Annotated in this window: 20 protein-coding genes and 2 pseudogenes; 9 read left to right on the forward strand and 13 right to left on the reverse strand. The window is 52.0% G+C overall.

Features of this window, described 5'->3' with window-relative positions:
• Window positions 1-128 precede the first annotated feature (128 nt).
• Window positions 129-1,412, forward strand: a complete 1,284-nt coding sequence (locus OGV50_RS04540) for a YeaH/YhbH family protein (RefSeq protein ID WP_058669020.1) — start codon at window positions 129-131, stop codon at window positions 1,410-1,412.
• Window positions 1,413-1,463: 51 nt separating this feature from the next.
• Here the strand turns inward: OGV50_RS04540 and OGV50_RS04545 are convergent, their stop codons facing one another.
• Window positions 1,464-2,234 carry a class I SAM-dependent methyltransferase gene (locus tag OGV50_RS04545; protein WP_049008788.1) on the reverse strand — a complete coding sequence of 257 codons (771 nt, stop codon included), beginning with the start codon at window positions 2,232-2,234 and terminating at the stop codon, window positions 1,464-1,466.
• 170 nt (window positions 2,235-2,404) lie between these two features.
• Here OGV50_RS04545 and dgcJ point away from each other — a divergent pair, with 170 nt between their 5' ends.
• Entirely contained in the window at window positions 2,405-3,892 is a 1,488-nt protein-coding gene (gene dgcJ, locus OGV50_RS04550; protein WP_012132675.1) for a diguanylate cyclase DgcJ, read from the forward strand.
• Between the two features lie 45 nt (window positions 3,893-3,937).
• Window positions 3,938-4,441, forward strand: coding sequence for a YbaK/prolyl-tRNA synthetase associated domain-containing protein (locus tag OGV50_RS04555; RefSeq protein WP_012132676.1), 504 nt, complete (start codon window positions 3,938-3,940; stop codon window positions 4,439-4,441).
• Window positions 4,442-4,445: 4 nt separating this feature from the next.
• Here OGV50_RS04555 and yoaI read toward each other — a convergent pair whose 3' ends face one another.
• Window positions 4,446-4,550, reverse strand: a complete 105-nt coding sequence (gene yoaI, locus OGV50_RS04560) for a small membrane protein YoaI (protein ID WP_096753847.1) — start codon at window positions 4,548-4,550, stop codon at window positions 4,446-4,448.
• 209 nt (window positions 4,551-4,759) lie between these two features.
• Between yoaI and OGV50_RS04565 the strand changes: the two genes are divergently transcribed.
• Window positions 4,760-5,206, forward strand: a complete 447-nt coding sequence (locus tag OGV50_RS04565) for a DUF441 domain-containing protein (protein ID WP_012132677.1) — start codon at window positions 4,760-4,762, stop codon at window positions 5,204-5,206.
• Here OGV50_RS04565 and OGV50_RS04570 read toward each other — a convergent pair.
• Window positions 5,189-5,978 (reverse strand): annotated as a pseudogene (locus OGV50_RS04570) (AraC family transcriptional regulator); the annotation flags it as partial. The gene OGV50_RS04565 and the pseudogene OGV50_RS04570 sit on opposite strands and share 18 nt — an antisense overlap.
• A 99-nt stretch (window positions 5,979-6,077) precedes the next feature.
• On the opposite strand from OGV50_RS04570, the gene OGV50_RS04575 reads away from it, so the two are divergent.
• Entirely contained in the window at window positions 6,078-7,265 is a 1,188-nt protein-coding gene (locus tag OGV50_RS04575) for a CynX/NimT family MFS transporter (protein WP_198448245.1), read from the forward strand.
• Between the two features lie 32 nt (window positions 7,266-7,297).
• Here OGV50_RS04575 and OGV50_RS04580 read toward each other — a convergent pair whose 3' ends face one another.
• Complete coding sequence (locus OGV50_RS04580) at window positions 7,298-8,005, reverse strand: CTP synthase C-terminal region-related (seleno)protein (RefSeq protein WP_012132680.1); 708 nt, start codon at window positions 8,003-8,005, stop codon at window positions 7,298-7,300.
• 217 nt (window positions 8,006-8,222) lie between these two features.
• On the opposite strand from OGV50_RS04580, the gene OGV50_RS04585 reads away from it, so the two are divergent.
• Window positions 8,223-8,570, forward strand: a complete 348-nt coding sequence (locus OGV50_RS04585; RefSeq protein WP_200092515.1) for a DUF488 domain-containing protein — start codon at window positions 8,223-8,225, stop codon at window positions 8,568-8,570.
• A gap of 55 nt (window positions 8,571-8,625) precedes the next feature.
• On the opposite strand, the gene OGV50_RS04590 is transcribed toward OGV50_RS04585, so the two are convergent.
• On the reverse strand, window positions 8,626-8,880 hold the full coding sequence (locus tag OGV50_RS04590) for a putative hemolysin (RefSeq protein WP_114848558.1): 255 nt from the start codon (window positions 8,878-8,880) through the stop codon (window positions 8,626-8,628).
• A 170-nt stretch (window positions 8,881-9,050) separates the two neighbouring features.
• On the opposite strand from OGV50_RS04590, the gene OGV50_RS04595 reads away from it, so the two are divergent.
• Window positions 9,051-9,149, forward strand: a complete 99-nt coding sequence (locus OGV50_RS04595) for a YoaK family small membrane protein (protein WP_024130398.1) — start codon at window positions 9,051-9,053, stop codon at window positions 9,147-9,149.
• Between the two features lie 139 nt (window positions 9,150-9,288).
• Here the strand turns inward: OGV50_RS04595 and OGV50_RS04600 are convergent, their stop codons facing one another.
• Window positions 9,289-9,537, reverse strand: coding sequence for a GlsB/YeaQ/YmgE family stress response membrane protein (locus OGV50_RS04600; protein ID WP_012132684.1), 249 nt, complete (start codon window positions 9,535-9,537; stop codon window positions 9,289-9,291).
• A 466-nt stretch (window positions 9,538-10,003) separates the two neighbouring features.
• Here OGV50_RS04600 and fdhF point away from each other — a divergent pair, with 466 nt between their 5' ends.
• Window positions 10,004-12,151, forward strand: coding sequence for a formate dehydrogenase subunit alpha (gene fdhF, locus OGV50_RS04605; RefSeq protein ID WP_200092512.1), 2,148 nt, complete (start codon window positions 10,004-10,006; stop codon window positions 12,149-12,151).
• A gap of 63 nt (window positions 12,152-12,214) precedes the next feature.
• On the opposite strand, the gene OGV50_RS04610 is transcribed toward fdhF, so the two are convergent.
• The 7 genes from OGV50_RS04610 to OGV50_RS04640 all read right to left on the reverse strand — a co-directional run bounded on the left by OGV50_RS04610 (window position 12,215) and on the right by OGV50_RS04640 (window position 19,024).
• A complete protein-coding gene (locus OGV50_RS04610; RefSeq protein WP_058669016.1) occupies window positions 12,215-12,862 on the reverse strand; it encodes a hypothetical protein in 648 nt (215 codons plus the stop codon).
• 232 nt (window positions 12,863-13,094) lie between these two features.
• Window positions 13,095-13,277 carry a DUF1869 domain-containing protein gene (locus OGV50_RS04615; protein WP_012132688.1) on the reverse strand — a complete coding sequence of 61 codons (183 nt, stop codon included), beginning with the start codon at window positions 13,275-13,277 and terminating at the stop codon, window positions 13,095-13,097.
• Window positions 13,278-13,280: 3 nt separating this feature from the next.
• On the reverse strand, window positions 13,281-13,643 hold the full coding sequence (gene yeaR, locus OGV50_RS04620) for a DUF1971 domain-containing protein YeaR (RefSeq protein ID WP_024130400.1): 363 nt from the start codon (window positions 13,641-13,643) through the stop codon (window positions 13,281-13,283).
• 186 nt (window positions 13,644-13,829) lie between these two features.
• Complete coding sequence (gene leuE / locus OGV50_RS04625) at window positions 13,830-14,468, reverse strand: leucine efflux protein LeuE (RefSeq protein WP_012132690.1); 639 nt, start codon at window positions 14,466-14,468, stop codon at window positions 13,830-13,832.
• A 209-nt stretch (window positions 14,469-14,677) separates the two neighbouring features.
• A complete protein-coding gene (gene zinT / locus OGV50_RS04630; RefSeq protein WP_024130401.1) occupies window positions 14,678-15,328 on the reverse strand; it encodes a metal-binding protein ZinT in 651 nt (216 codons plus the stop codon).
• Window positions 15,329-15,464: 136 nt separating this feature from the next.
• Entirely contained in the window at window positions 15,465-17,909 is a 2,445-nt protein-coding gene (locus tag OGV50_RS04635; protein ID WP_200092508.1) for a trimethylamine-N-oxide reductase 2, read from the reverse strand.
• A gap of 20 nt (window positions 17,910-17,929) precedes the next feature.
• A complete protein-coding gene (locus OGV50_RS04640) occupies window positions 17,930-19,024 on the reverse strand; it encodes a NapC/NirT family cytochrome c (RefSeq protein WP_200024326.1) in 1,095 nt (364 codons plus the stop codon).
• A gap of 100 nt (window positions 19,025-19,124) precedes the next feature.
• Between OGV50_RS04640 and OGV50_RS04645 the strand changes: the two are divergent.
• Window positions 19,125-19,660, forward strand: a pseudogene (locus tag OGV50_RS04645) (IS5-like element IS5B family transposase); the annotation flags it as partial.

Genomic DNA, 19,660 nt, shown 5'->3' on the forward strand with positions numbered 1-19,660 from the left:
ATCAAGGCGGCAAACGAGTGAATCCCCAGGAGCGTACATAAGTACGTGACTGGGGTGAGCGAATACAGCCAACGCAGAGACAACTTGAAGGATGAAGCGTAAGTTGGCAAATGCAGTACGGGGGGCTTATGACCTGGTTTATTGACCGGCGTCTTAACGGTAAAAACAAGAGCATGGTGAACCGCCAGCGCTTCTTACGCCGTTATAAAGCGCAAATTAAACAGTCGATCTCCGAGGCCATTAATAAACGTTCGGTGACCGATGTAGAGAGCGGCGAGTCCGTTTCAATCCCGACGGATGACATCAGCGAACCGATGTTTCATCAGGGACGGGGCGGCTTGCGCCATCGCGTACACCCCGGCAACGATCATTTCGTACAGAACGATCGCATTGAGCGTCCACAAGGTGGCGGCGGTGGTTCCGGGAGTGGGCAAGGCCAGGCCAGTCAGGATGGTGAGGGTCAGGATGAATTCGTCTTTCAGATTTCCAAAGATGAGTATCTGGATCTGCTCTTTGAAGATTTAGCGCTGCCTAATCTGAAAAAAAATCAGCAACGGCAGCTTACTGAGTATAAAACCCACCGCGCGGGTTTTACCTCCAACGGCGTTCCGGCCAACATCAGCGTGGTGCGTTCCCTGCAAAACTCTCTGGCGCGCCGCACGGCGATGACTGCGGGTAAACGTCGGGAGCTGCGCGCGCTTGAGGACGACCTGGACATCATCACCAAAAGCGAACCCGCTCAGTTGCTGGAAGAGGAGCGGCTACGTAAAGAGATTGCCGAACTGCGGGCAAAAATCGACCGTGTCCCCTTTATCGACACCTTTGATTTACGCTACAAAAATTATGAAAAGCGCCCTGACCCTTCCAGCCAGGCCGTGATGTTCTGCCTGATGGACGTATCCGGCTCGATGGATCAGGCCACCAAAGATATGGCCAAACGTTTTTATATCCTGCTCTACCTGTTCCTCAGCCGAACCTATAAGAACGTTGAAGTGGTCTATATCCGCCACCATACGCAGGCAAAAGAGGTGGATGAGCATGAGTTCTTCTACTCCCAGGAAACCGGGGGCACTATCGTCTCCAGCGCCCTGAAATTGATGGATGAGGTAGTGAAAGATCGCTACGACCCGGCGCAGTGGAATATCTACGCGGCGCAGGCTTCGGATGGCGATAACTGGGCAGATGACTCTCCGCTGTGTCATGAGATTCTGGCGAAAAAACTGCTGCCGGTGGTGCGCTATTACAGCTATATCGAAATCACCCGCCGCGCCCACCAGACCTTATGGCGCGAATATGAGCATCTGCAATCAACCTTTGATAACTTTGCGATGCAGCATATCCGCGACCAGGATGATATCTATCCGGTCTTCCGTGAACTGTTCCAGAAACAAAGTACGACAAGTAAAGACTAGAAATCAGTCCGTCAGGTCAGTAAAAAGCCAGAACCGTGTTCTGGCTTTTCTTTATTTCCCCTTAACCGAACAGCAGGCAATGTAATTCAACTGATGGCGCTGTGATTTAAAGAAGCGAAACATCTTGATAAAACGGCTGCGATTGTCACGGATGCACAGCCCGTTATAAACAATTTTAAGCGCCCCTTTCAGCCCTTCATCGCGAATCAACCCTCGCGGAGACATCAGCGACATTTCACCGTTCTGCTGTAAAACCTGCTCAAACCCGGAATCCAGCAACAGATCGCGCCAGCCTTGTTTGGTCATTGGGCTTACATTCGATTTCACCACATGCTGAAGCTGGTTCTGCTCACCTTCCGCCAGCTTCTGGCTGGTCAGCATAATATCGTGCGTTAAGAGACGGCCACCCGGCTTCAGAACCCGATAATATTCACCGATCAGCTTTGCTTTCGCTTTGTCGGCATACATGGTGAGCATGGCCTCGTTAATCACGACATCAAAACTGTTATCGGCAAAGGGTAAGCTGTTGGCATTGGCGGCCATGACATGGATGTGATTTTCCAGCCCGTGCGCCGCGACATTGTTCCGCGCGTTTGCCAGCGCGTTTTTATCCATATCGATGGCGTAGACCGAACAACCAAAACGTTGCACCAACTCAATGGCGGTCGTCGCCATATTGCATGCCACTTCCAGCACCTGGCTGCCCGGCGTCAGCTGAGACTGGCTGAACAGCCACTCCGTCGCCTCAATGCCGCCCGGACGCAGACGGGTTTTGCCCAGGCTTGCTAAAAATGTATGGCCCGCTTTTTCATTCGCACTCATCGCGCACCTCCTTCCTGATAAGTTGCATTATAAATACAACATTAAGAGAAAAAGGGGAAGTATGAGAATGATTTTTATTTCATAACACAAAAGAGGACGAAGGCGCTGTTAGAGAGAACATCGCCACTGTGATAAACTGAAGCGTCGCCCTTTGAAAACTGTTATTCATCATGAAATTGCATCATAAAGCGCTCAGGCTCTTTATCTCCGCAAGCGTCATTGTACTGACGTCCTCTTTTCTGGCTTATGAACTGATCGCCAGTGACAGGGCGATGAATGCCTATATGGGCTATATCATCGAAAAGGCAGACTCTTCATTTTTGTATGACAAGTACCAGAATCAGAGCATTGCAGCTCATTTAATGCGCACGTTCACGGAGCCCAAAACACCGCCATCCGATGAACAACAATATGCGTTATGCCGCGGATTTGAAACAGGTCGCAATACCCACGGCATCAATCTCACCACTCATAATAACCCATCGCTACATGGAACACTGCAAACCGCCGAGGCAAACTGCGCGATCGTAGCTGACGACGCTCCTCTGTTGTTCGCTTTTGATCAGGCGGTGGCCGCGAATCGTAACCAGAAGGATTATGGTAAAGGGCTGGGCACTGTAGAAGATAAATTCCACTACTATCTGGATATTAAAAAACGCTACGTCTATTTTTATAACCTGATTGACTCCAGACAATTTTTTATGCACCACTGGTCTTTTCTGCGAAAAGGAACGCTGGGAATCAACCGTAACGATATTGATGGTCAATTCACAGGGCGAACAGTGCTCTCAAGCATTTATCAGGACGATCTTACTGAAAAAAATGTGATGAGTTTTTTAACTCCCGTTTATCTGCATGGAAAGTTAAAAGGCATAGTAATGGTGGATATTAACCAGGATAACCTGAAGAATATTTTTTACACTCAGGATCGTCCACTGGTCTGGCGCTATCTGGACGCGACTCTGTTCGACCTGAATTCAGAGAAAAAAATCATTGTCCATCAGAGCGAAAATAACCTCTTTAATTATGTTAATTATGTTCACGACCTGCCAGGCGGAATCCGTGTCACATTATCTCTCGACATCCTGTATTTTATTGTCTCATCGTGGAAACTGTTCGCCTTTTACCTGCTCGTTACCGCTACGTTACTGAACATGGTCAGAATGCATTTTCGCCTTTACCATAATGTCAATCGTGAAAATATCAGCGATGCGATGACCGGCCTCTATAACCGTAAAATCCTGACACCGCAGCTTGAACAGCGTTTGCAGCGACTGGTCAACACAGGCACCTCCGTGACGTTTATCGCCATCGATCTGGATAGGTTGAAAGTCATTAACGACACGCAGGGGCATCAGGAAGGCGATCGCACAATTACATTGCTGGCAAAAGCCATTGAAGCATCGGTGCGTAAAACTGATTACGCAATAAGACTGGGAGGTGATGAATTTTGTGTAATTCTTATCGATTCAGTTGTACCGGCAACAACTTTACCTGAGCGTATTGCCAATAAGTTGCGAATCATCGCGCCAGATAAGGTGATTAGTTTTTCCGCTGGACTTTATCATATGCAACCTGAGGATACGATCCAGGACGCATACAAGGCCTCTGATGAGCAACTCTATCTCAACAAACAACAAAATCATGCACGTTTGTGATACCCTTTTGCCGTTGAAACTTCATCGCAATATTGGGAGTGAATAATGAATGAAGTCGCTAAGGGAATCACGGCTCACCAGCGTTTGATTACCCTTTTATCGCAGGAAGGCGCCACTTATCGTGTACTCAGTCACGAGGCGGTCGGTAAGTGCGAAGCGGTTTCGGAAATTCGCGGCACCGCACTAGGCCAGGGGGCAAAAGCGCTGGTGTGTAAAGTGAAAGGCAATGGCGTCAATCAACATGTCCTGGCGATCCTTTCCGCTGACCAGCAGGCCGATCTCGCCCAACTCGCAAACCATCTCGGCGGACTAAGAGCTTCGCTTGCCAGCCCTGCCGAGGTGGATGCGCTGACCGGCTGCGTCTTTGGCGCGATTCCCCCTTTTAGCTTCCACCCTAACCTGAAGCTGGTGGCCGATCCGCTGTTGTTCGAGCGCTTCAACGAAATCGCGTTTAACGCCGGCGTGCTGGAAAAATCGGTCATTATGAATACCGACGATTACCTGCGCATTGCGCAGCCGGAACTGGTCAACTTTCGCCGAGCGCAATAACGGCTCAGAAACGTCTTTCCAGCACCAGTACGGAAATCACAATCACCGCGGCAATAGCGAAAAATGATGAGGTAATGATCAGCGTTTCAATCAGCATATGATCGTTCATGGTTTCACCCCGTTGCGACAGAGAAAACGGCTCACCTGTTATTGATAAATCGAATTAATGGCAATTTAATGACAGCAAGCCTGGCCTGCCCGGAAAATTCTCCTCAGGCATTCGCCTGAAAATGTGCCGTTATTGATAAAAAAGCCTGTTCACTCACGTATTTGCGCGTACAGTAAGCAGGCTTATCTTTCTCTGGCAAGGAAACCACGATGTTTGATGTCACTCTGCTGATCCTGCTTGGACTGGCAGCGCTGGGCTTTATCAGCCATAACACCACTGTCGCCGTTTCAATTCTGGTGTTGATCATTGTCCGCGTTACCCCACTCAATACGTTTTTCCCGTGGATTGAGAAACAGGGGCTTACCGTCGGGATCATTATCCTGACTATCGGCGTCATGGCGCCGATCGCCAGCGGTTCGCTGCCTCCCTCTACGCTCATTCACTCCTTCGTCAACTGGAAATCACTGGTTGCCATCGCCATTGGCGTCTTCGTCTCCTGGCTGGGCGGGCGCGGCGTTACGCTGATGGGAAGCCAGCCACAGCTGGTCGCGGGTTTACTGGTGGGGACGGTACTGGGCGTCGCGCTGTTCCGGGGCGTGCCGGTCGGCCCGCTCATTGCCGCAGGCCTGGTGTCGCTGATTATTGGGAAGCAGTAAGCCCGGCCAGATAACGACCCGGCGTTTGCCCCAGCCCCTTTTTAAACATGGTGATAAACGCGGTCGTTGAATCATAACCCAGCGTTTGGGCGACGTGCTGCACGCTGTGTCCGTCAATCAGCGCCTGCAACGCCAGAATAAGCTGCAACTGGTGACGCCAGCGACGAAAGCTCAGGCCGGTTTCCTTTACCACCAATCGGGCAAGATTGCGTTCGCTCATGGCGAACAGGCTCGCCCACTGCCCCAGCGTTTGCCAGCGGGCTGGTTCACGCGCCATCGTCTCCACCATTTGACGTATTTTGGGATGCCCGGAAACCGGAAGCTGCATCTGCTCCTGTGGTTGTTGCGGAAGCTCATCAAACAAGACCTGTGTCAGGCGCTGCGTCATTGGCTCGGTACGCTGAATATCCGTTCTCGCGGCAAGCGCCAGAATCAGCTCCCGGCACAATGGCGTTATTTTTAGCGTACAGCAGCGATCCGGCATCACGACCGCATCCGGCTCAATAAACAGAAAACATAATTCCGCCCCCGCCGTGACGTGGTTACTGTGGGGAATTTCGCCGGGAACCCATACCGCATACTGTGGCGGCACCATCCACATGGCGCTTTCTACTTCGCAGGTAATAGCGCCATGCAGCGCCAGGATCAGTTGCCCTTTTCGATGGTGATGCAGCGGACTGAAAAGCTCATCTTCGCGAGCGCGAATGCAAAAGGCCACAGCCGCATCATGGTGAAGGTCAGGCTCGTAGCCATCCAGTCTCAGGCCAATCATCATATTGTCCGATTTTAGCGATAAACTGTCATTTTAGCTTGATTGATCCAGAGAGTAAAAACGGTAAGGTATCGCCTCGCCTGTTGATATGAGAAAACAATGACTATTTCCCCTTCATTACGCGGCAAAAACGGTGCATTACTGATTGCCGGTATCCTGATGATTGCGACGACGCTGCGCGTTACCTTCACTGGCGCTGCGCCGTTACTAGAGACGATTCGTGCGGATTACGGGCTAACTACCGCACAAACGGGCCTCCTGACCACGCTTCCCTTGCTGGCTTTCGCGCTGGTCTCTCCGCTGGCGGCAAACATTGCGCGCCAGTTCGGCATGGAACGCAGCCTGTTTGCCGCCATGCTGTTGATTTGCTTTGGTATTGCCGTGCGCTCGCTGCCTTCTGCTGGCTTCCTGTTTACCGGCACAGCCATTATTGGTTGCGGTATCGCGCTGGGAAACGTGCTGCTCCCCGGGCTGATTAAACGCGATTACTCACAGCATGTGGCAAAACTGACCGGCGCCTATTCATTGACGATGGGCGCCGCAGCAGCGGTGGGTTCGGCAATGGTCGTACCGCTGGCGTTGCATGGCTTTGGCTGGCGCGGCGCGCTGTTAATGCTGATGCTGTTTCCCCTGCTGGCCTTTCTTATCTGGCTGCCGCAGTGGCGCAACACGGCTACCGCCAACCTGAGCAACTCCCGCGCGCTACACTCGCGCGGCATCTGGCGATCCTCCCTCGCCTGGCAAGTCACCTTATTCCTCGGCATTAACTCGCTTATCTATTACGTTATCATCGGCTGGCTACCCGCGATTTTAATCAGCCACGGCTACAGTGAAGCGCAGGCCGGATCGCTACACGGCCTGCTGCAACTGGCGACGGCTGCGCCGGGACTGTTGATTCCGCTCATCCTGCACCGATTCAAGGATCAGCGCAGTATTGCCGCGCTGGTATCGCTCATGTGCGCTCTCGGCGCGGCCGGATTCTGGTTTGTGCCAGAACAGGCGGTGCTGTGGACGATTCTGTTTGGATTTGGCTCTGGCGCGACAATGATTTTGGGTCTGACGTTTATTGGGCTGCGCGCCAGTTCCGCACACCAGGCGGCGGCGCTTTCGGGCATGGCGCAATCTGTCGGCTATCTGCTGGCGGCATGTGGGCCGCCGTTGATGGGTAAGATTCATGATGCCAACGGCGACTGGCACATCCCGCTAATTGGCGTGGCGGTTCTGGCGGTCGCGATGGCGATATTCGGCCTTTATGCCGGACGCGATCGGGAGATCGCAGCAAAATAACCGAACGGGCAGGCATTGACCTGCCCTTGTTTTTATCCCCGTGCGGCTCGCAGCATCGCCTGCACCAGGGGAACGGGTTTTCCCGCCAGCGCGCCACGTTCATGCTGAAAAAGCGTACCAACGAAAAAGGGATGCGTTACCAGTTCCACGGCACGGATGTCTCCCGCCTCATCCCACCCGGTAACCCGCAAATCGCCATTCTCAAGTTCAGCGGCAAAATCTTCTGATACCCCGTAGTTGCAGTGATACCCTTCGGAGATAACGTCCTGCCCGTAGGCTTTGGCGACCAGCGTATTCGCCCTCAGTTCGATATCATCCGTTTTTTCCACCAGCGAGCAGCTCAACGGGGCGATAACCATCCGACCGGAAGCATCAGTTTCGGCGTGCGCCGCATCGCGCCAGCCCAGCACATTACGGGCATACTCGAGGATCGCGTGCTGGAATCCGCCGCAGGTTCCCAGAAAAGGAATGCTGTTTTCACGGGCATAGCGAATAGCAATCAATGCCCCTTCGGTATTTTTATAGGGGCTGCCGGGAACAACCCAGATGGCATCATAGCCCACCAAATCTTCGTCACTATTGATGTCAGGCGTCGTCAGCCAGTCATAGTCCGCCATTAACTCCAGCACGGCGGCCGCATCATCAATAGCAAGGGGAATGGCCTGGTGCGCCACAATATCGGGGTTGTAATCACCCACCAGCGCAATACGTAGCGTGTCTTTAACAGGGGAAAGTTCCATGAGGCGTTCCTTATGTCAATGCAATGAGGGACAACATAAGGAACCTCAGACTACCGATCTTTTACTGTTATCACAATCCCTTAAATTGAGGAGGTTCGAAGTGCTATAGTGATGACGTTCTACGTTTCAGAAACAGCCTGCTACGTCAGCATGACGCGGCACGATTTTCCGGCAATCAGATTAATGAAGTCATGGCCTGGATTGAGGAGAGGAAAGGATGAAAATTCAGTGTAAACGTGTCTACGACCCGGCAGAAAAAAGCGACGGCTACCGTGTACTGGTTGACAGGCTGTGGCCGCGAGGGGTCAAAAAAACCGAGCTGGCCTTTGACGAGTGGGATAAAACGCTGACGCCTTCATCTGAATTACGCAAGGCCTTTCACTCTGAAGTGATTGATTTCAAGAACTTTACTGCGCAATACCGGAGTGAACTCGACCAACAGAAGCAAGAAGGTAAACGGCTGGCGGACATTGCCCGCCAGCAGACGCTGACCCTGCTATATGCGGCAAAGAACACAGAGCAGAACCACGCACTTGTCCTGGCCGACTGGCTACACGGATTGTGATTCGCACACAAAATCCGCCAAAACACGGCGCACGCGCAAAGCGATGCGCCAGGTATCACTTATCGCTGGCAGGATGATCTCTGCGCCAGAGATCCCACTCTTCGATCACTTCTCCGCCGGGCAGTTTGCATTCCGTGCGTACCCCTTGCGGGCTTTGAACGGGCACTCGCGTACCGCCCTTCTGTTCGCAATAGACGGCAGCCGGGTTTGCCATACCTATTTGCGGGGGTTTCGGCGCCTCGGGCTGGGATGACGACGAACAGGCGGAGAGCGCCAACGCGCACGGCAGCGCGACAAACATGAATCTCATATGAACTCCCGTTAACATTACACCCCGACAGGTTAACCCGCCTGCCGTTGTATCTCCATGTTTTCTTGCGATGCGTATCAGAATGAAAAGCGTGACGTTAAAACATCTTTTGTCACGCACGACGCCCTGCTATCCTTGCTCGTCTTCCTATAACGAGAACGGGTGATAGCATGAAATTAGGCATTATTTTTCCTGTCGTAATTTTCATCACGGCGGTGACTTTTTTGGCATGGTTTTTCATCGGCGGCTACGCCACGCCGGGGGCGTAACGATGAAGAAAACGACGCTCATCATGATTGGCATTGCGATTATCGCGGTGGCAGGAACCAACCTGGGCTGGTGGTAACGGGCTTATCAAAATAATAAAGGCCACCAACGGTAGCCTTTTAGTCTTACGAACTACTTCGCTTAACTTTTGATTTTTCTGTAGATAAACAGAACGACAATCGCGCCGATAACCGCTACGGCAAAGCTGCCAAAGTTGAAGCCGTCAACTTTGCCAAACCCGAAGAACGTGCTGATCCATCCCCCTACCACGGCACCGACGATCCCCAGGATGATCGTCATGAAGAATCCGCCGCCATCCTTACCAGGCATAATCCACTTCGCCAGAATACCTGCAATAAGCCCAAAGATAATCCATGAAATAATGCCCATTTTTTCCTCACTTATGTTTGTACGTTAGCGGTTTACTCGCCGTTAAAAAGAATAGCACATCATCAGAGAATTGAAATTTGTGATAAATGTCACTTTTATTATTTTTTCTTTACTCCCATAAAAGTTGGGGTTGCAAGTTTAGATGATAAAGATTATCTTTCTCATTACTGAATAGTTGAGCAAATCACTCAGGTATTCAGCACGACATTGCTCACATTGCTTCCAGTATTTTTGCCCGCCTCACTGAGTGCGGGCTTTTTTTTGACGTTTACTCGTCATTTATGACGAATCCGCTGTCATTTTCTTCATCTTTTCGCAGGCAAGCCCCGCCGCGCCTGAGTTTCTGTTTCTGGCACGGTTTGTGCTTTAACAGCCCGTCGCTACGACAAACCGAAGCCAGCGCCATGCCGCGCGTCGGCTTCGACTACAATTCGCGCTATTTCAGCTTTTAACAGGTCTGTTATTGATGAAAAAAATCACCAGTGTGTGCCCGTACTGTGGGGCCGGGTGCAAGCTCAAGCTTGTTGTTGAAAATAACAAAATTATCCGTGCCGAAGGCGCAGAGGGTGTAACCAACCAGAACCAGTTATGCCTGAAAGGCTACTATGGCTGGGACTTCCTTAACGACACGCGGCTTCTGACGCCACGTCTGACCCGCCCGATGATCCGCTATCAAAAAGGCGGAAAATTTACCCCCGTCAGTTGGGATGAAGCAATCCGCTATACCGCACAACGCTTATCCGCCATTAAAGAAACCTTTGGACCCCGCGCCATTATGACGACAGGCTCTTCCCGTGGGACAGGGAATGAGACCAACTACGTCATGCAGAAATTCGCCCGCGCCGTACTCAATACCAACAATGTCGATTGCTGCGCCCGCGTATGCCACGGCCCTTCCGTCGCCGGGTTGCAGGAGACGCTGGGTAATGGGGCGATGAGTAACTCCATCAGTGATATAGAGAACTCCAAATGCCTGCTGATTTTCGGCTATAACTGCGCAGACTCTCACCCTATTGTCGCGCGCAGAGTCATTAAGGCCAGGCAGAACGGCGCCAAAATTATTGTGTGCGATCCCCGGCGCATTGAGACCGCCCGTATTGCCGATCAGCACCTGCAACTGAACAACGGTTGCAATATGGCGCTGGTTAACGCCTTTGGCTACGTTCTGCTTGATGAACACCTTTACGACACGGAGTACGTACAAAAGCACACGGAAGGACTGGAGGCCTACCGGGAGACCGTAAAAGATTACGCCCCGGAATCCGTCGAACATTTAACCGGCGTCCCTGCCCAGCAGGTACGTCAGGCGATGCGAACGTTCGCCGCCGCCCCTTCCGCTACGGTCATGTGGGGAATGGGCGTGACCCAGTTTGGTCAGGCTGTCGACGTCGTGCGCGGTTTGTCGAGCCTGGCGCTGCTGACGGGCAATCTGGGGCGTCCTGACGTCGGCGTCGGCCCGGTACGCGGTCAGAACAACGTCCAGGGAGCGTGCGATATGGGCGTTCTGCCTAACCAGTTCCCCGGCTACCAGGACGTGACGGATGCAGCCGCCAGAGAGAAATTCGCGCAAGCCTGGGGAATCGATGCCAGCCTGATGGATGACAAAGTCGGCACGCGTATTACCGAGGTGCCGCACCTGGCGATGGAAGGCAAAATTAAAGCCTACTACATCATGGGGGAAGATCCGCTGCAAACAGAGGCCGACCTGGGGCTGGTGCGGGCCGGTTTCGAGGCGCTGGACTTTATCGTGGTACAGGATATTTTCATGACCAAAACGGCAGAAATGGCGGATGTTCTCCTGCCCGCGACCTCATGGGGCGAACACGGCGGCGTCTTCACCTGTGCCGACCGTGGCTTCCAGCGGTTTGAAAAAGCCATCGACCCCACCGGAGATGTGAAGCGCGACTGGGAGATTATCAGTCTGCTGGCGACCGAAATGGGCTACCCGATGCATTATGAAAGTAACCAGCACATCTGGGATGAGATGCGCGAACTGTGTCCGCTTTTCTACGGCGTCACCTGGGAGAAAATGGGCGATATGGGGCATGTGCAGTGGCCGTGCCCGGATCTTGACCACCCCGGCACACCGTATCTTTACGCACATAGTCAGTTTGATACGCCCAGCGGCAAAGGCAAGTTATTCGCCGCACCGTGGCGGGCTCCGGCGGAAGTTCCTGATGATGCGTTCCCGATGGTGCTCTGTACCGTTCGCGAAGTGGGACACTATTCCTGCCGCTCAATGACCGGCAACTGCGCTGCGCTACAGGCGCTGGCAGATGAACCTGGCAACGTGCAAATCAACACGAACGACGCGGAAAAACTGGGGATTCGTCATCGCGAACTGGTGTGGGTGAGTTCACGTCGCGGTAAAGTCATCAGCCGGGCCGATGTTTCAGATCGCATTAACCAGGGGACGGTCTATATGACCTATCAATGGTGGATAGGCGCCTGTAACGAACTGACTCAGGATAATCTTGATCCGATTTCGAAAACGCCTGAAACCAAATACTGCGCCGTGAAGGTCGAAGCCATTACCGATCAGCGCTGGGCGGAAAACCATGCTGCCCAATCGTACAGCGATATGAAGTCGCGTTTATGCGAGGCAATTACATAAGCCGCGCTGTGCCTGTTAGCCCGGGTTCGGGAAAAGGAACCCGGGCGTTTTCATCAGCGAACCTCAATATTCCGCATGCTGCGGTTCCGCCGTCTGCAACGCAATATATTCATCTTGTTTATCGCGTTTCATAAACGTCAGCGTAACCAAAAAAAGCCCGATCATGAACGGCAATTCGTACAGTTCTTCAATCAAATCGGTGTATTGCTTACTGTGCAGGAACAGCGGCGCCAGTAAACGATGATGCTCCACCGTATCGGAAATTAAAAACGCGCAGGCAGTAACAGTTAGCAACCACAGCGGCAGGGATTCTTCACGCAGCCGACGCGCAATTTCCTGGCGCAAAGTCTTTGAGATCAATACCGGAAGCACAAGCGCGGCGATCAGGACGACGGAAATCCCCCGGAAGATCATTTTGGGATGATCAGGAAAGTAGTCGCGCCCCCAACTGGTGCTTCGCCCTAACAACACCAGCCACCACACCACCGCCCAAAGCCAAAACTGCTTTGCGCCGTCAGGGCGAGACAACGGCCTGATATACCAGGCGGTAAATAGCGCACCAAACAGTAGCCATAGCGCCTGCCCATTTTCAATCCATAACACCACGACGCCATTTAGCAGAGGTACGTGCCAGTTCGCAGTGAAAGGAATAACCAACGCAACAAGCGCAAGGACGAGAGCCGACGAGGTTAATCGAGTATCAAATTTCATGGTGGTCATTTTCTGTTCAGTGTTTGATGCTCAATCATATATTTTATGAATGCCAGAGCATTAACAAACAATGCGATGTTCTTAAGGTTTCCTTAATATTTCTTTTCAATTAATTTCAGTTGTCAGGTACATGCTGATATCAGGCGAAAAAAAAACCGCCCAGCGTCGTGATAGCGCTGTGCGGTTTAGCGTAACGGTTAAAAAATCGCGGTCGCAGGCTTCCCGAACGGGATCACCAGCCGCAAACGTCGTGCTCGTTTTCGGTGTCGTATGAGCGCACAGTGTTCACCAGATCTTTCACCACTTCTGCCGCAACGTCCGGGACCAGCAGTGTCATCGGCGCTTCAGTTTCATAATCAACTGAAACACCGTTGCTGTTATTGGTTACGGTAACGGTATAGGTCGCTTTGCCCATGATTTACTCCTTCCCGGTATGAATGACTTTTCGTTGGCTGGCGCTTTCCATCAGCACTTCCGGTGCAACAAAAAAGTCGATGTTAAAGTAGGTATCGTCGCTCATCACTTCGATGTTGTGCCATTTTTCCGGGGGAAAAACACCGAACTGACCGGCTTCAATGATCATCACTTTTTCCGGTTCCGGGCTGTGTTCATCTGCGTATCCGAGATATTTGACCGCCCCCTGCATAACCGACAGGCGAGGATAAACCCCTGGTCGGGTTCCTTTATCAAGGTGGCGTTCGAAAATTCCGGCTGGCGCGGTGTCTTTATTCCAGAACGGAGTGGAGCGTGTATGGATATGATTTTGTGGAATTTGAAGCATTTTATTCCCTCTTCCAGTAACAACCAGCGATCTTACTGAACCGCTGCTGTAAAAAGGGTACGCCTCATAAGATGTGTTTTAAATACCATTTATTGGTTATTTTTTTCCGTCGCGCGTGGCGGTGAGCATCATCTTTAAGCAAAAAGTAAAAACGGAAGGCCCACAGAGTGCGCGGGCCTGATGGCGTTATGACTGAAGCGTCGCCAGACGTGCGGCAAAACCAACGAAAATCAAACCGATAAGGGAATTCCCCACCTTCGCCAGTTTCTTTTTCGTGCGAATGTACTGCGTTACAAAAGCGCCCGAAATAATCAGGAAGCTCAGATAGAAAAAGCTCACCACTTCAAGCGTTGTCGCCAGGATAAAAAATGACAGCCCCGCGTGTGGCGCATTGACGTCAATAAACTGGACGAAAAATGAAACGTAAAAAAGGATGGCTTTGGGATTGGTCAGGCTCAGAATTAAGGCACGTTTAAAGATTGCGCCAAACGGAACCTCATCATGCGCCACTTCGCTCCCTTTCGATTTAAGCGTGGCGTAAAGGATCTTCGCACCAAGATACAGCAGATAAAAAGCGCCGAGATAACGAACGATATTAAACAGCACCGGCGTTGTTTTTATTAATGTTGCGACGCCCGCGTACGCCAGAAACATCAGCACCGCATCGCCAATGAACACCCCGCTGGCGGCGAGATACCCGCCTTTCATCCCTCGCCCGACGCTGTTTTTCAGCACAAATATCGTATTAGGCCCCGGCACCAGCACGATAAAAATGGCCCCAACCAGATACGTCCAGTAGTTCAGAACTCCATACTCTGCGAACACGTTAACCTCTTCCTGAAAAAAACAGATACGCTTTACTGCGAAACAATATGCTAACGAATGAACTGAATGATGGGAAGGGAAATCATAGCGTTGCGTTATATCATGATATTTATCGGCAAAGGCACCTTACTTATGACAGATATCGCTCTTTTGGGACACCATCACAACACGATGGCGGGTCCTGCCGGACCCGCCATAATGACAACATATTAGTGGTGCAACATCTCGTCGACGACCTCTTCGGCCTTCAGCTGGTACGGATAATAGGTTGGCCAGTTATCCATTTCTTCAAGCAATGCCTGCTGGGAAGTGTTCCCCATAAAGATATGGAAATGGCTCGACTTACGCGGCGCGATAATATGATCGCTGAACTGCACATATTTAGGCGCGTTGCTCTTCGCATCTTTACACTCAAACAGATAGCGAACGCCTTTTTTACCGGATGCGTAGGTCAGGATTTTGTGTCCGGCATAATCGTATTGGCAGGACTCAACCTGATTACCGGTGTGAAATTCCATGACACCATTCTCAATGCCGATAGTATCCACATTGGTGGCGTAGCCTTTACGGTAATAGGCCTTAATCTCCTCGGCCGTTTTGCTGTTATCTTTCTCCGCTTTCTTTTTAAATACCGGATCAAGCTCCCCGCTTACCAGATACGGATAAACAGACTGCCACATACCGTCCCAGTCCGTTAGCGCCCTGTCCTTCACGTTTTTATCGTCAAAAACGCCTTCTGCCGCCTTTTGCTCCATCTCCGTTAGCGGTGCGCCATGTGAATGGTGCCCATGCGCAAGCGCGTGTCCGCTAACCAGAAGCATTCCCAGAGCTACTGCTAATTTTTCAAAATGAATCGCCAAAATATCACCCTCAATCAGTGCGTAAAGATAAAATGTTATAATATAACATCACCATTAATTCAACTCTGAATGAGAAGCATAAAAAACGGGAGCACACAGGCTCCCGCTTATTCCAACAAACTGACAGTCCCCGGCGTTACAGAGTGACAATCTCTGGCTCATCAAATACCGTGAGCGTTGGGGCTTCGCCGGTAAATTTCTCTGCGTATACCAGGGTCGTATTCCCCGCGCAGCCGTTCGCCAGTCTTGACGTCGGGATGTCCGCCGTCAGCACGTTGGCGCCGCCGTTTTTACAGATGCCATTCTCGATATCAGGCCAGGCGCCTTCATGGATACAGATGATCCCCGGCTTGATCCCGTCGCTGACGTGCGCCCCGACCAGAACCTGACCACGACCATTCCATACACGTACCAGGTCGCCCTCGACAATGCCCCTTGCCTTCGCATCATCTGGATGAATCGTCACCGGCTCGCGATCGGCAATGGCATACTCTTTTCGCAACGACGCATAGTTCAACTGACTGTGTAGACGGTGCGCCGGATGGGCGGTCAGCAACTGTAGCTGATCCTTATCCGCAGACCCTTTCCACTCATCTGGTTCAATCCATGAAGCATGAGGCGGACAGTCTTTGTAGTGATAACCTTCAATGGTTTTTGAATAGATCTCGATCTTACCGCTTGGCGTACCGAGCGCATTCATGACCGGATCATGGCGGAAATCGGCATAACGCACATACTTGTTGTTCTTTTCGTTCTCGCGCATTTCAATCAGCTTATTCTGCTGCCAGAACGCATTGAACTGAGGCATTGCCACACGTTGAGCGCGAGCCGCCTTTTGCGCGGCGTCGTAGAATTGCTTCAGCCACGCCATCTCATCTTTACCTTCGGTATAGACCGCTTTGCCGCCGGGTTTGAGCATCTCAGCTAAATCAGCAAAGACGTCAAAGTCATTACGGGCCTCAAACTGCGGCGCAATCACCTGCTTCATAGGCACCAGATGCTGGTTGCTGTAGTCTCCGGTCATCGTGAGATCGTTACGTTCAAACGATGTGGTGATCGGGAGAACAATATCGGCATGTTTCGCCGCCGCCGTCCAGTAACACTCGGAAATCACCACCAACTCAGGCTTCTGCCACGCTTTGATTAAGCGGTTGGTATCCTGATGATGAGTAAAGTTCGCGCCGCCTGCCCACCAGATCATTTTGATATCCGGGAAGGTCTGCTCTTTACCATTATGCTGATATTTTCCTCCCGGGTTTTCCAGCGCCTCCACAATTCGCGCCACAGGCAGGTTCACCACCGCATCCGATACCGCCCAGTCGTTCCCTGCCGACGATCCCCCCTCAATTTGCGCCGATATCGCAGGCAGTACACCACCGGTACGCGTCGGGTTCCCGCCGTTGGAATAGTGATAGGAGAAACCGAAACCGCCGCCTTCCGTCCCAATTTGCCCCAGCATCGCGGCCAGCGTCACCAGCATCCAGTGTTTTTGCTCACCGTATTGCTGACGTTGAATCCCCCAGCCCGCCATCAGCATGGTTTGGTTGCTGGCAAAAATTTCCGCCAGTTTCTCAATCTGTTCTGCGGGTACGCCACAGACGCCGGATGCCCATTCAGCGGTTTTCTCAACGTTGTCGCTCTTGCCGAGCAGATACTCTTCAAACTGCGGATAACCGGTGGTGTATTTTTCCAGGAACGCTTTATCGTGACGCTCTTTTTTCACCAGCGTATGCGCAATCCCCAGCATCATCGCCACGTCAGTTCCCATATGCGGGGCGATCCACGTTGCATTGCCGCCAAAAAACTCAATGGTTTCTGAGCGCATTGGGTCGATCGCGATAACGGTTTTTCCCGATTTCTTCAGCAGATTAAAATACTCAAGCCCCTGCTCATCCGTACTGCTCCAGGCAATTTTTAACGTGTTGAGCGGGTTCATCCCCCACAGCACCACCACCTGGCTGTGCTCAAGCACCATCGGCCATGTCGTCTGTTGTTCGTATACCTCAACCGATCCCACAACATATGGCATGATAACCTGCGCCGCCCCGGTGGAATAATCCCCGGTATGGCCTGCATATCCCCCGGCCATACTCATATAGCGTTGCAGCAACGTTTGCGCTTTATGCAAGACGCCGCTGGAGCGCCAGCCATAGGAACCCGCAAAAATGGAGGACGGGCCATAGCTGCTACGAATACGGCTATGCTGCTCATGAATGAGTTTCAGCGCCTGTTCCCAGCTCACCCGCACAAAGGGATCGCTTCCCCGTTTACCGTCCGCTTTACCTGGATTTTCCAGATAGCTTTTACGCACCATTGGGTATTTTACTCGGGCGTTGGTATGTACCTGATCCGGCGCGGTTTGCTGCAATGAGTTCGGTATGGTTTTAGGTAATGCGCCTTTTGAAGAGACAACTTTGCCGTCTTTGACCTCCACATATACGGCCCCCCAACGTGCGGCAGTCAGGATGGCGCCGCCATTTTGGTTTTCGGCCCAGGCAGGCATTGGGATCACCGAAGAAATCGCCATAGTCCCGGTTGCCGCTCCAGCCGTCTTGATAAAGTCACGTCTTGTGAGTTTCATGATTTCTCCTGGTATTATCACTATTCATGCATGTCTTTCGCGTTGTACTGGAAGTAACGGCTCAGGATATCCAGTTCGTTTTCACTGATGTTGGTACGAGCCCCCATCCCTTTCGCCACAGAGGGCCAGGCATTGAGGGTAAAATGCTTCGCAGGAATCGGCGCATGGCAGCCTGCGCAATACACATTGTCGAGTTTGCGCGCGTAGTCCCACATCGGTTCGCGGCTGGCGAGCGCAGAGCCACTCCACTCGCCCTGTAGCGCCACATCCCGCCACGCGTTACCGTAATCATCTTTTTTCCAGTCAGAGAGAATGTTGAGTGATTGCTGCCCTTTCTCACTCAGACTGGCAAGGATCAACCGCTGGCCTGCCGCGTAGTAAATAACCTGCTCGCTCCCCTGCATCTGGCTCCCGCGAATCTCCACCAGCCGTGACGTTCCCGTCGATTTCAGGACATGCATTTGCGTGGCCGGATAGACCGTTGCCAGATCGCCAAGTGCGGTATTGCTTACGGCATAGAGCGTTTTTGCAGATGCGGGGGTGGATGCAGACTGGGCCTCAAGCGCTTTGAGGGCGCTGTCGTCCATTGTTATTTCGGGTGGGAAGTGGGCGACGCCTTTGTGGCAATCAATACAGGTTTGTTTTTCCTGAATGCCCATTTGGTGCATTTTGCGGGCATCAGCGCTTTGCGCGTCAAGATCCATCGCATCCATGCTATGACAGCTACGACAGGTTGCGGAGTCGCTGGCTTTCAACTGCGCCCAAACGGTTTGCGCCATCTCCAGACGATGTTCTTCAAACTTCTCTGGCGTGTCGATTTTTTTGGTGATGAACTGATGATAGACATCTTTCGAGGCAAGGAGCTTGGCTACCAGGTAATCCACCCCGCCCTCCGGGATATGGCAATCCGCGCATTCCGCACGAATCCCCTTCTGATTCTGGAAGTGAACCGAGCCCGTATACTCCTCATAAGGCGCCTGCATCGTATGGCAAGACAGACAAAATTCAGTGCTCGATGTTTTATGTAACGTCCATTGCCCCGCTAAAACAATTACTGCGCCGAGAACGATGCAAAGCAGCATCGTCCATAAAATGGTTTTATTTATTTTTCTCATTCTTCATTCTCGTCAGACAACTACCCTTTTAGGGAAGGTGCGAACAAGTCCCTGATATGAGATCATGTTTGTCATCTGGAGCCATGGAACAGGGTTCATCATGAGTCATCAACTTACCTTCGCCGACAGTGAATTCAGCAGTAAGCGCCGTCAGACCAGAAAAGAGATTTTCTTGTCCCGCATGGAGCAGATTCTGCCATGGCAAAACATGGTGGAAGTCATCGAGCCGTTTTACCCCAAGGCTGGTAATGGCCGGCGACCTTATCCGCTGGAAACCATGCTACGCATTCACTGCATGCAGCATTGGTACAACCTGAGCGATGGCGCGATGGAAGATGCTCTGTACGAAATCGCCTCCATGCGTCTGTTTGCCCGGTTATCCCTGGATAGCGCCTTGCCGGACCGCACCACCATCATGAATTTCCGCCACCTGCTGGAGCAGCATCAACTGGCCCGCCAATTGTTCAAGACCATCAATCGCTGGCTGGCCGAAGCAGGCGTCATGATGACTCAAGGCACCTTGGTCGATGCCACCATCATTGAGGCACCCAGCTCGACCAAGAACAAAGAGCAGCAACGCGATCCGGAGATGCATCAGACCAAGAAAGGCAATCAGTGGCACTTTGGCATGAAGGC

This window comes from Citrobacter sp. CK180 (assembly GCF_030333655.1).
In the GTDB taxonomy this organism is placed as follows: domain Bacteria; phylum Pseudomonadota; class Gammaproteobacteria; order Enterobacterales; family Enterobacteriaceae; genus Citrobacter_B; species Citrobacter_B koseri.

Coding starts and splice junctions, on each gene's coding strand:
- OGV50_RS04540 (WP_058669020.1), top strand. CDS start 129: ATGACCTGGTTTATTGACCGGCGTCTTAACGGTAAAAACAAGAGCATG.
- OGV50_RS04545 (WP_049008788.1), bottom strand. CDS start 2,234: ATGAGTGCGAATGAAAAAGCGGGCCATACATTTTTAGCAAGCCTGGGC.
- dgcJ (WP_012132675.1), top strand. CDS start 2,405: ATGAAATTGCATCATAAAGCGCTCAGGCTCTTTATCTCCGCAAGCGTC.
- OGV50_RS04555 (WP_012132676.1), top strand. CDS start 3,938: ATGAATGAAGTCGCTAAGGGAATCACGGCTCACCAGCGTTTGATTACC.
- yoaI (WP_096753847.1), bottom strand. CDS start 4,550: ATGAACGATCATATGCTGATTGAAACGCTGATCATTACCTCATCATTT.
- OGV50_RS04565 (WP_012132677.1), top strand. CDS start 4,760: ATGTTTGATGTCACTCTGCTGATCCTGCTTGGACTGGCAGCGCTGGGC.
- OGV50_RS04575 (WP_198448245.1), top strand. CDS start 6,078: ATGACTATTTCCCCTTCATTACGCGGCAAAAACGGTGCATTACTGATT.
- OGV50_RS04580 (WP_012132680.1), bottom strand. CDS start 8,005: ATGGAACTTTCCCCTGTTAAAGACACGCTACGTATTGCGCTGGTGGGT.
- OGV50_RS04585 (WP_200092515.1), top strand. CDS start 8,223: ATGAAAATTCAGTGTAAACGTGTCTACGACCCGGCAGAAAAAAGCGAC.
- OGV50_RS04590 (WP_114848558.1), bottom strand. CDS start 8,880: ATGAGATTCATGTTTGTCGCGCTGCCGTGCGCGTTGGCGCTCTCCGCC.
- OGV50_RS04595 (WP_024130398.1), top strand. CDS start 9,051: ATGAAATTAGGCATTATTTTTCCTGTCGTAATTTTCATCACGGCGGTG.
- OGV50_RS04600 (WP_012132684.1), bottom strand. CDS start 9,537: ATGGGCATTATTTCATGGATTATCTTTGGGCTTATTGCAGGTATTCTG.
- fdhF (WP_200092512.1), top strand. CDS start 10,004: ATGAAAAAAATCACCAGTGTGTGCCCGTACTGTGGGGCCGGGTGCAAG.
- OGV50_RS04610 (WP_058669016.1), bottom strand. CDS start 12,862: ATGAAATTTGATACTCGATTAACCTCGTCGGCTCTCGTCCTTGCGCTT.
- OGV50_RS04615 (WP_012132688.1), bottom strand. CDS start 13,277: ATGGGCAAAGCGACCTATACCGTTACCGTAACCAATAACAGCAACGGT.
- yeaR (WP_024130400.1), bottom strand. CDS start 13,643: ATGCTTCAAATTCCACAAAATCATATCCATACACGCTCCACTCCGTTC.
- OGV50_RS04635 (WP_200092508.1), bottom strand. CDS start 17,909: ATGAAACTCACAAGACGTGACTTTATCAAGACGGCTGGAGCGGCAACC.
- OGV50_RS04640 (WP_200024326.1), bottom strand. CDS start 19,024: ATGAGAAAAATAAATAAAACCATTTTATGGACGATGCTGCTTTGCATC.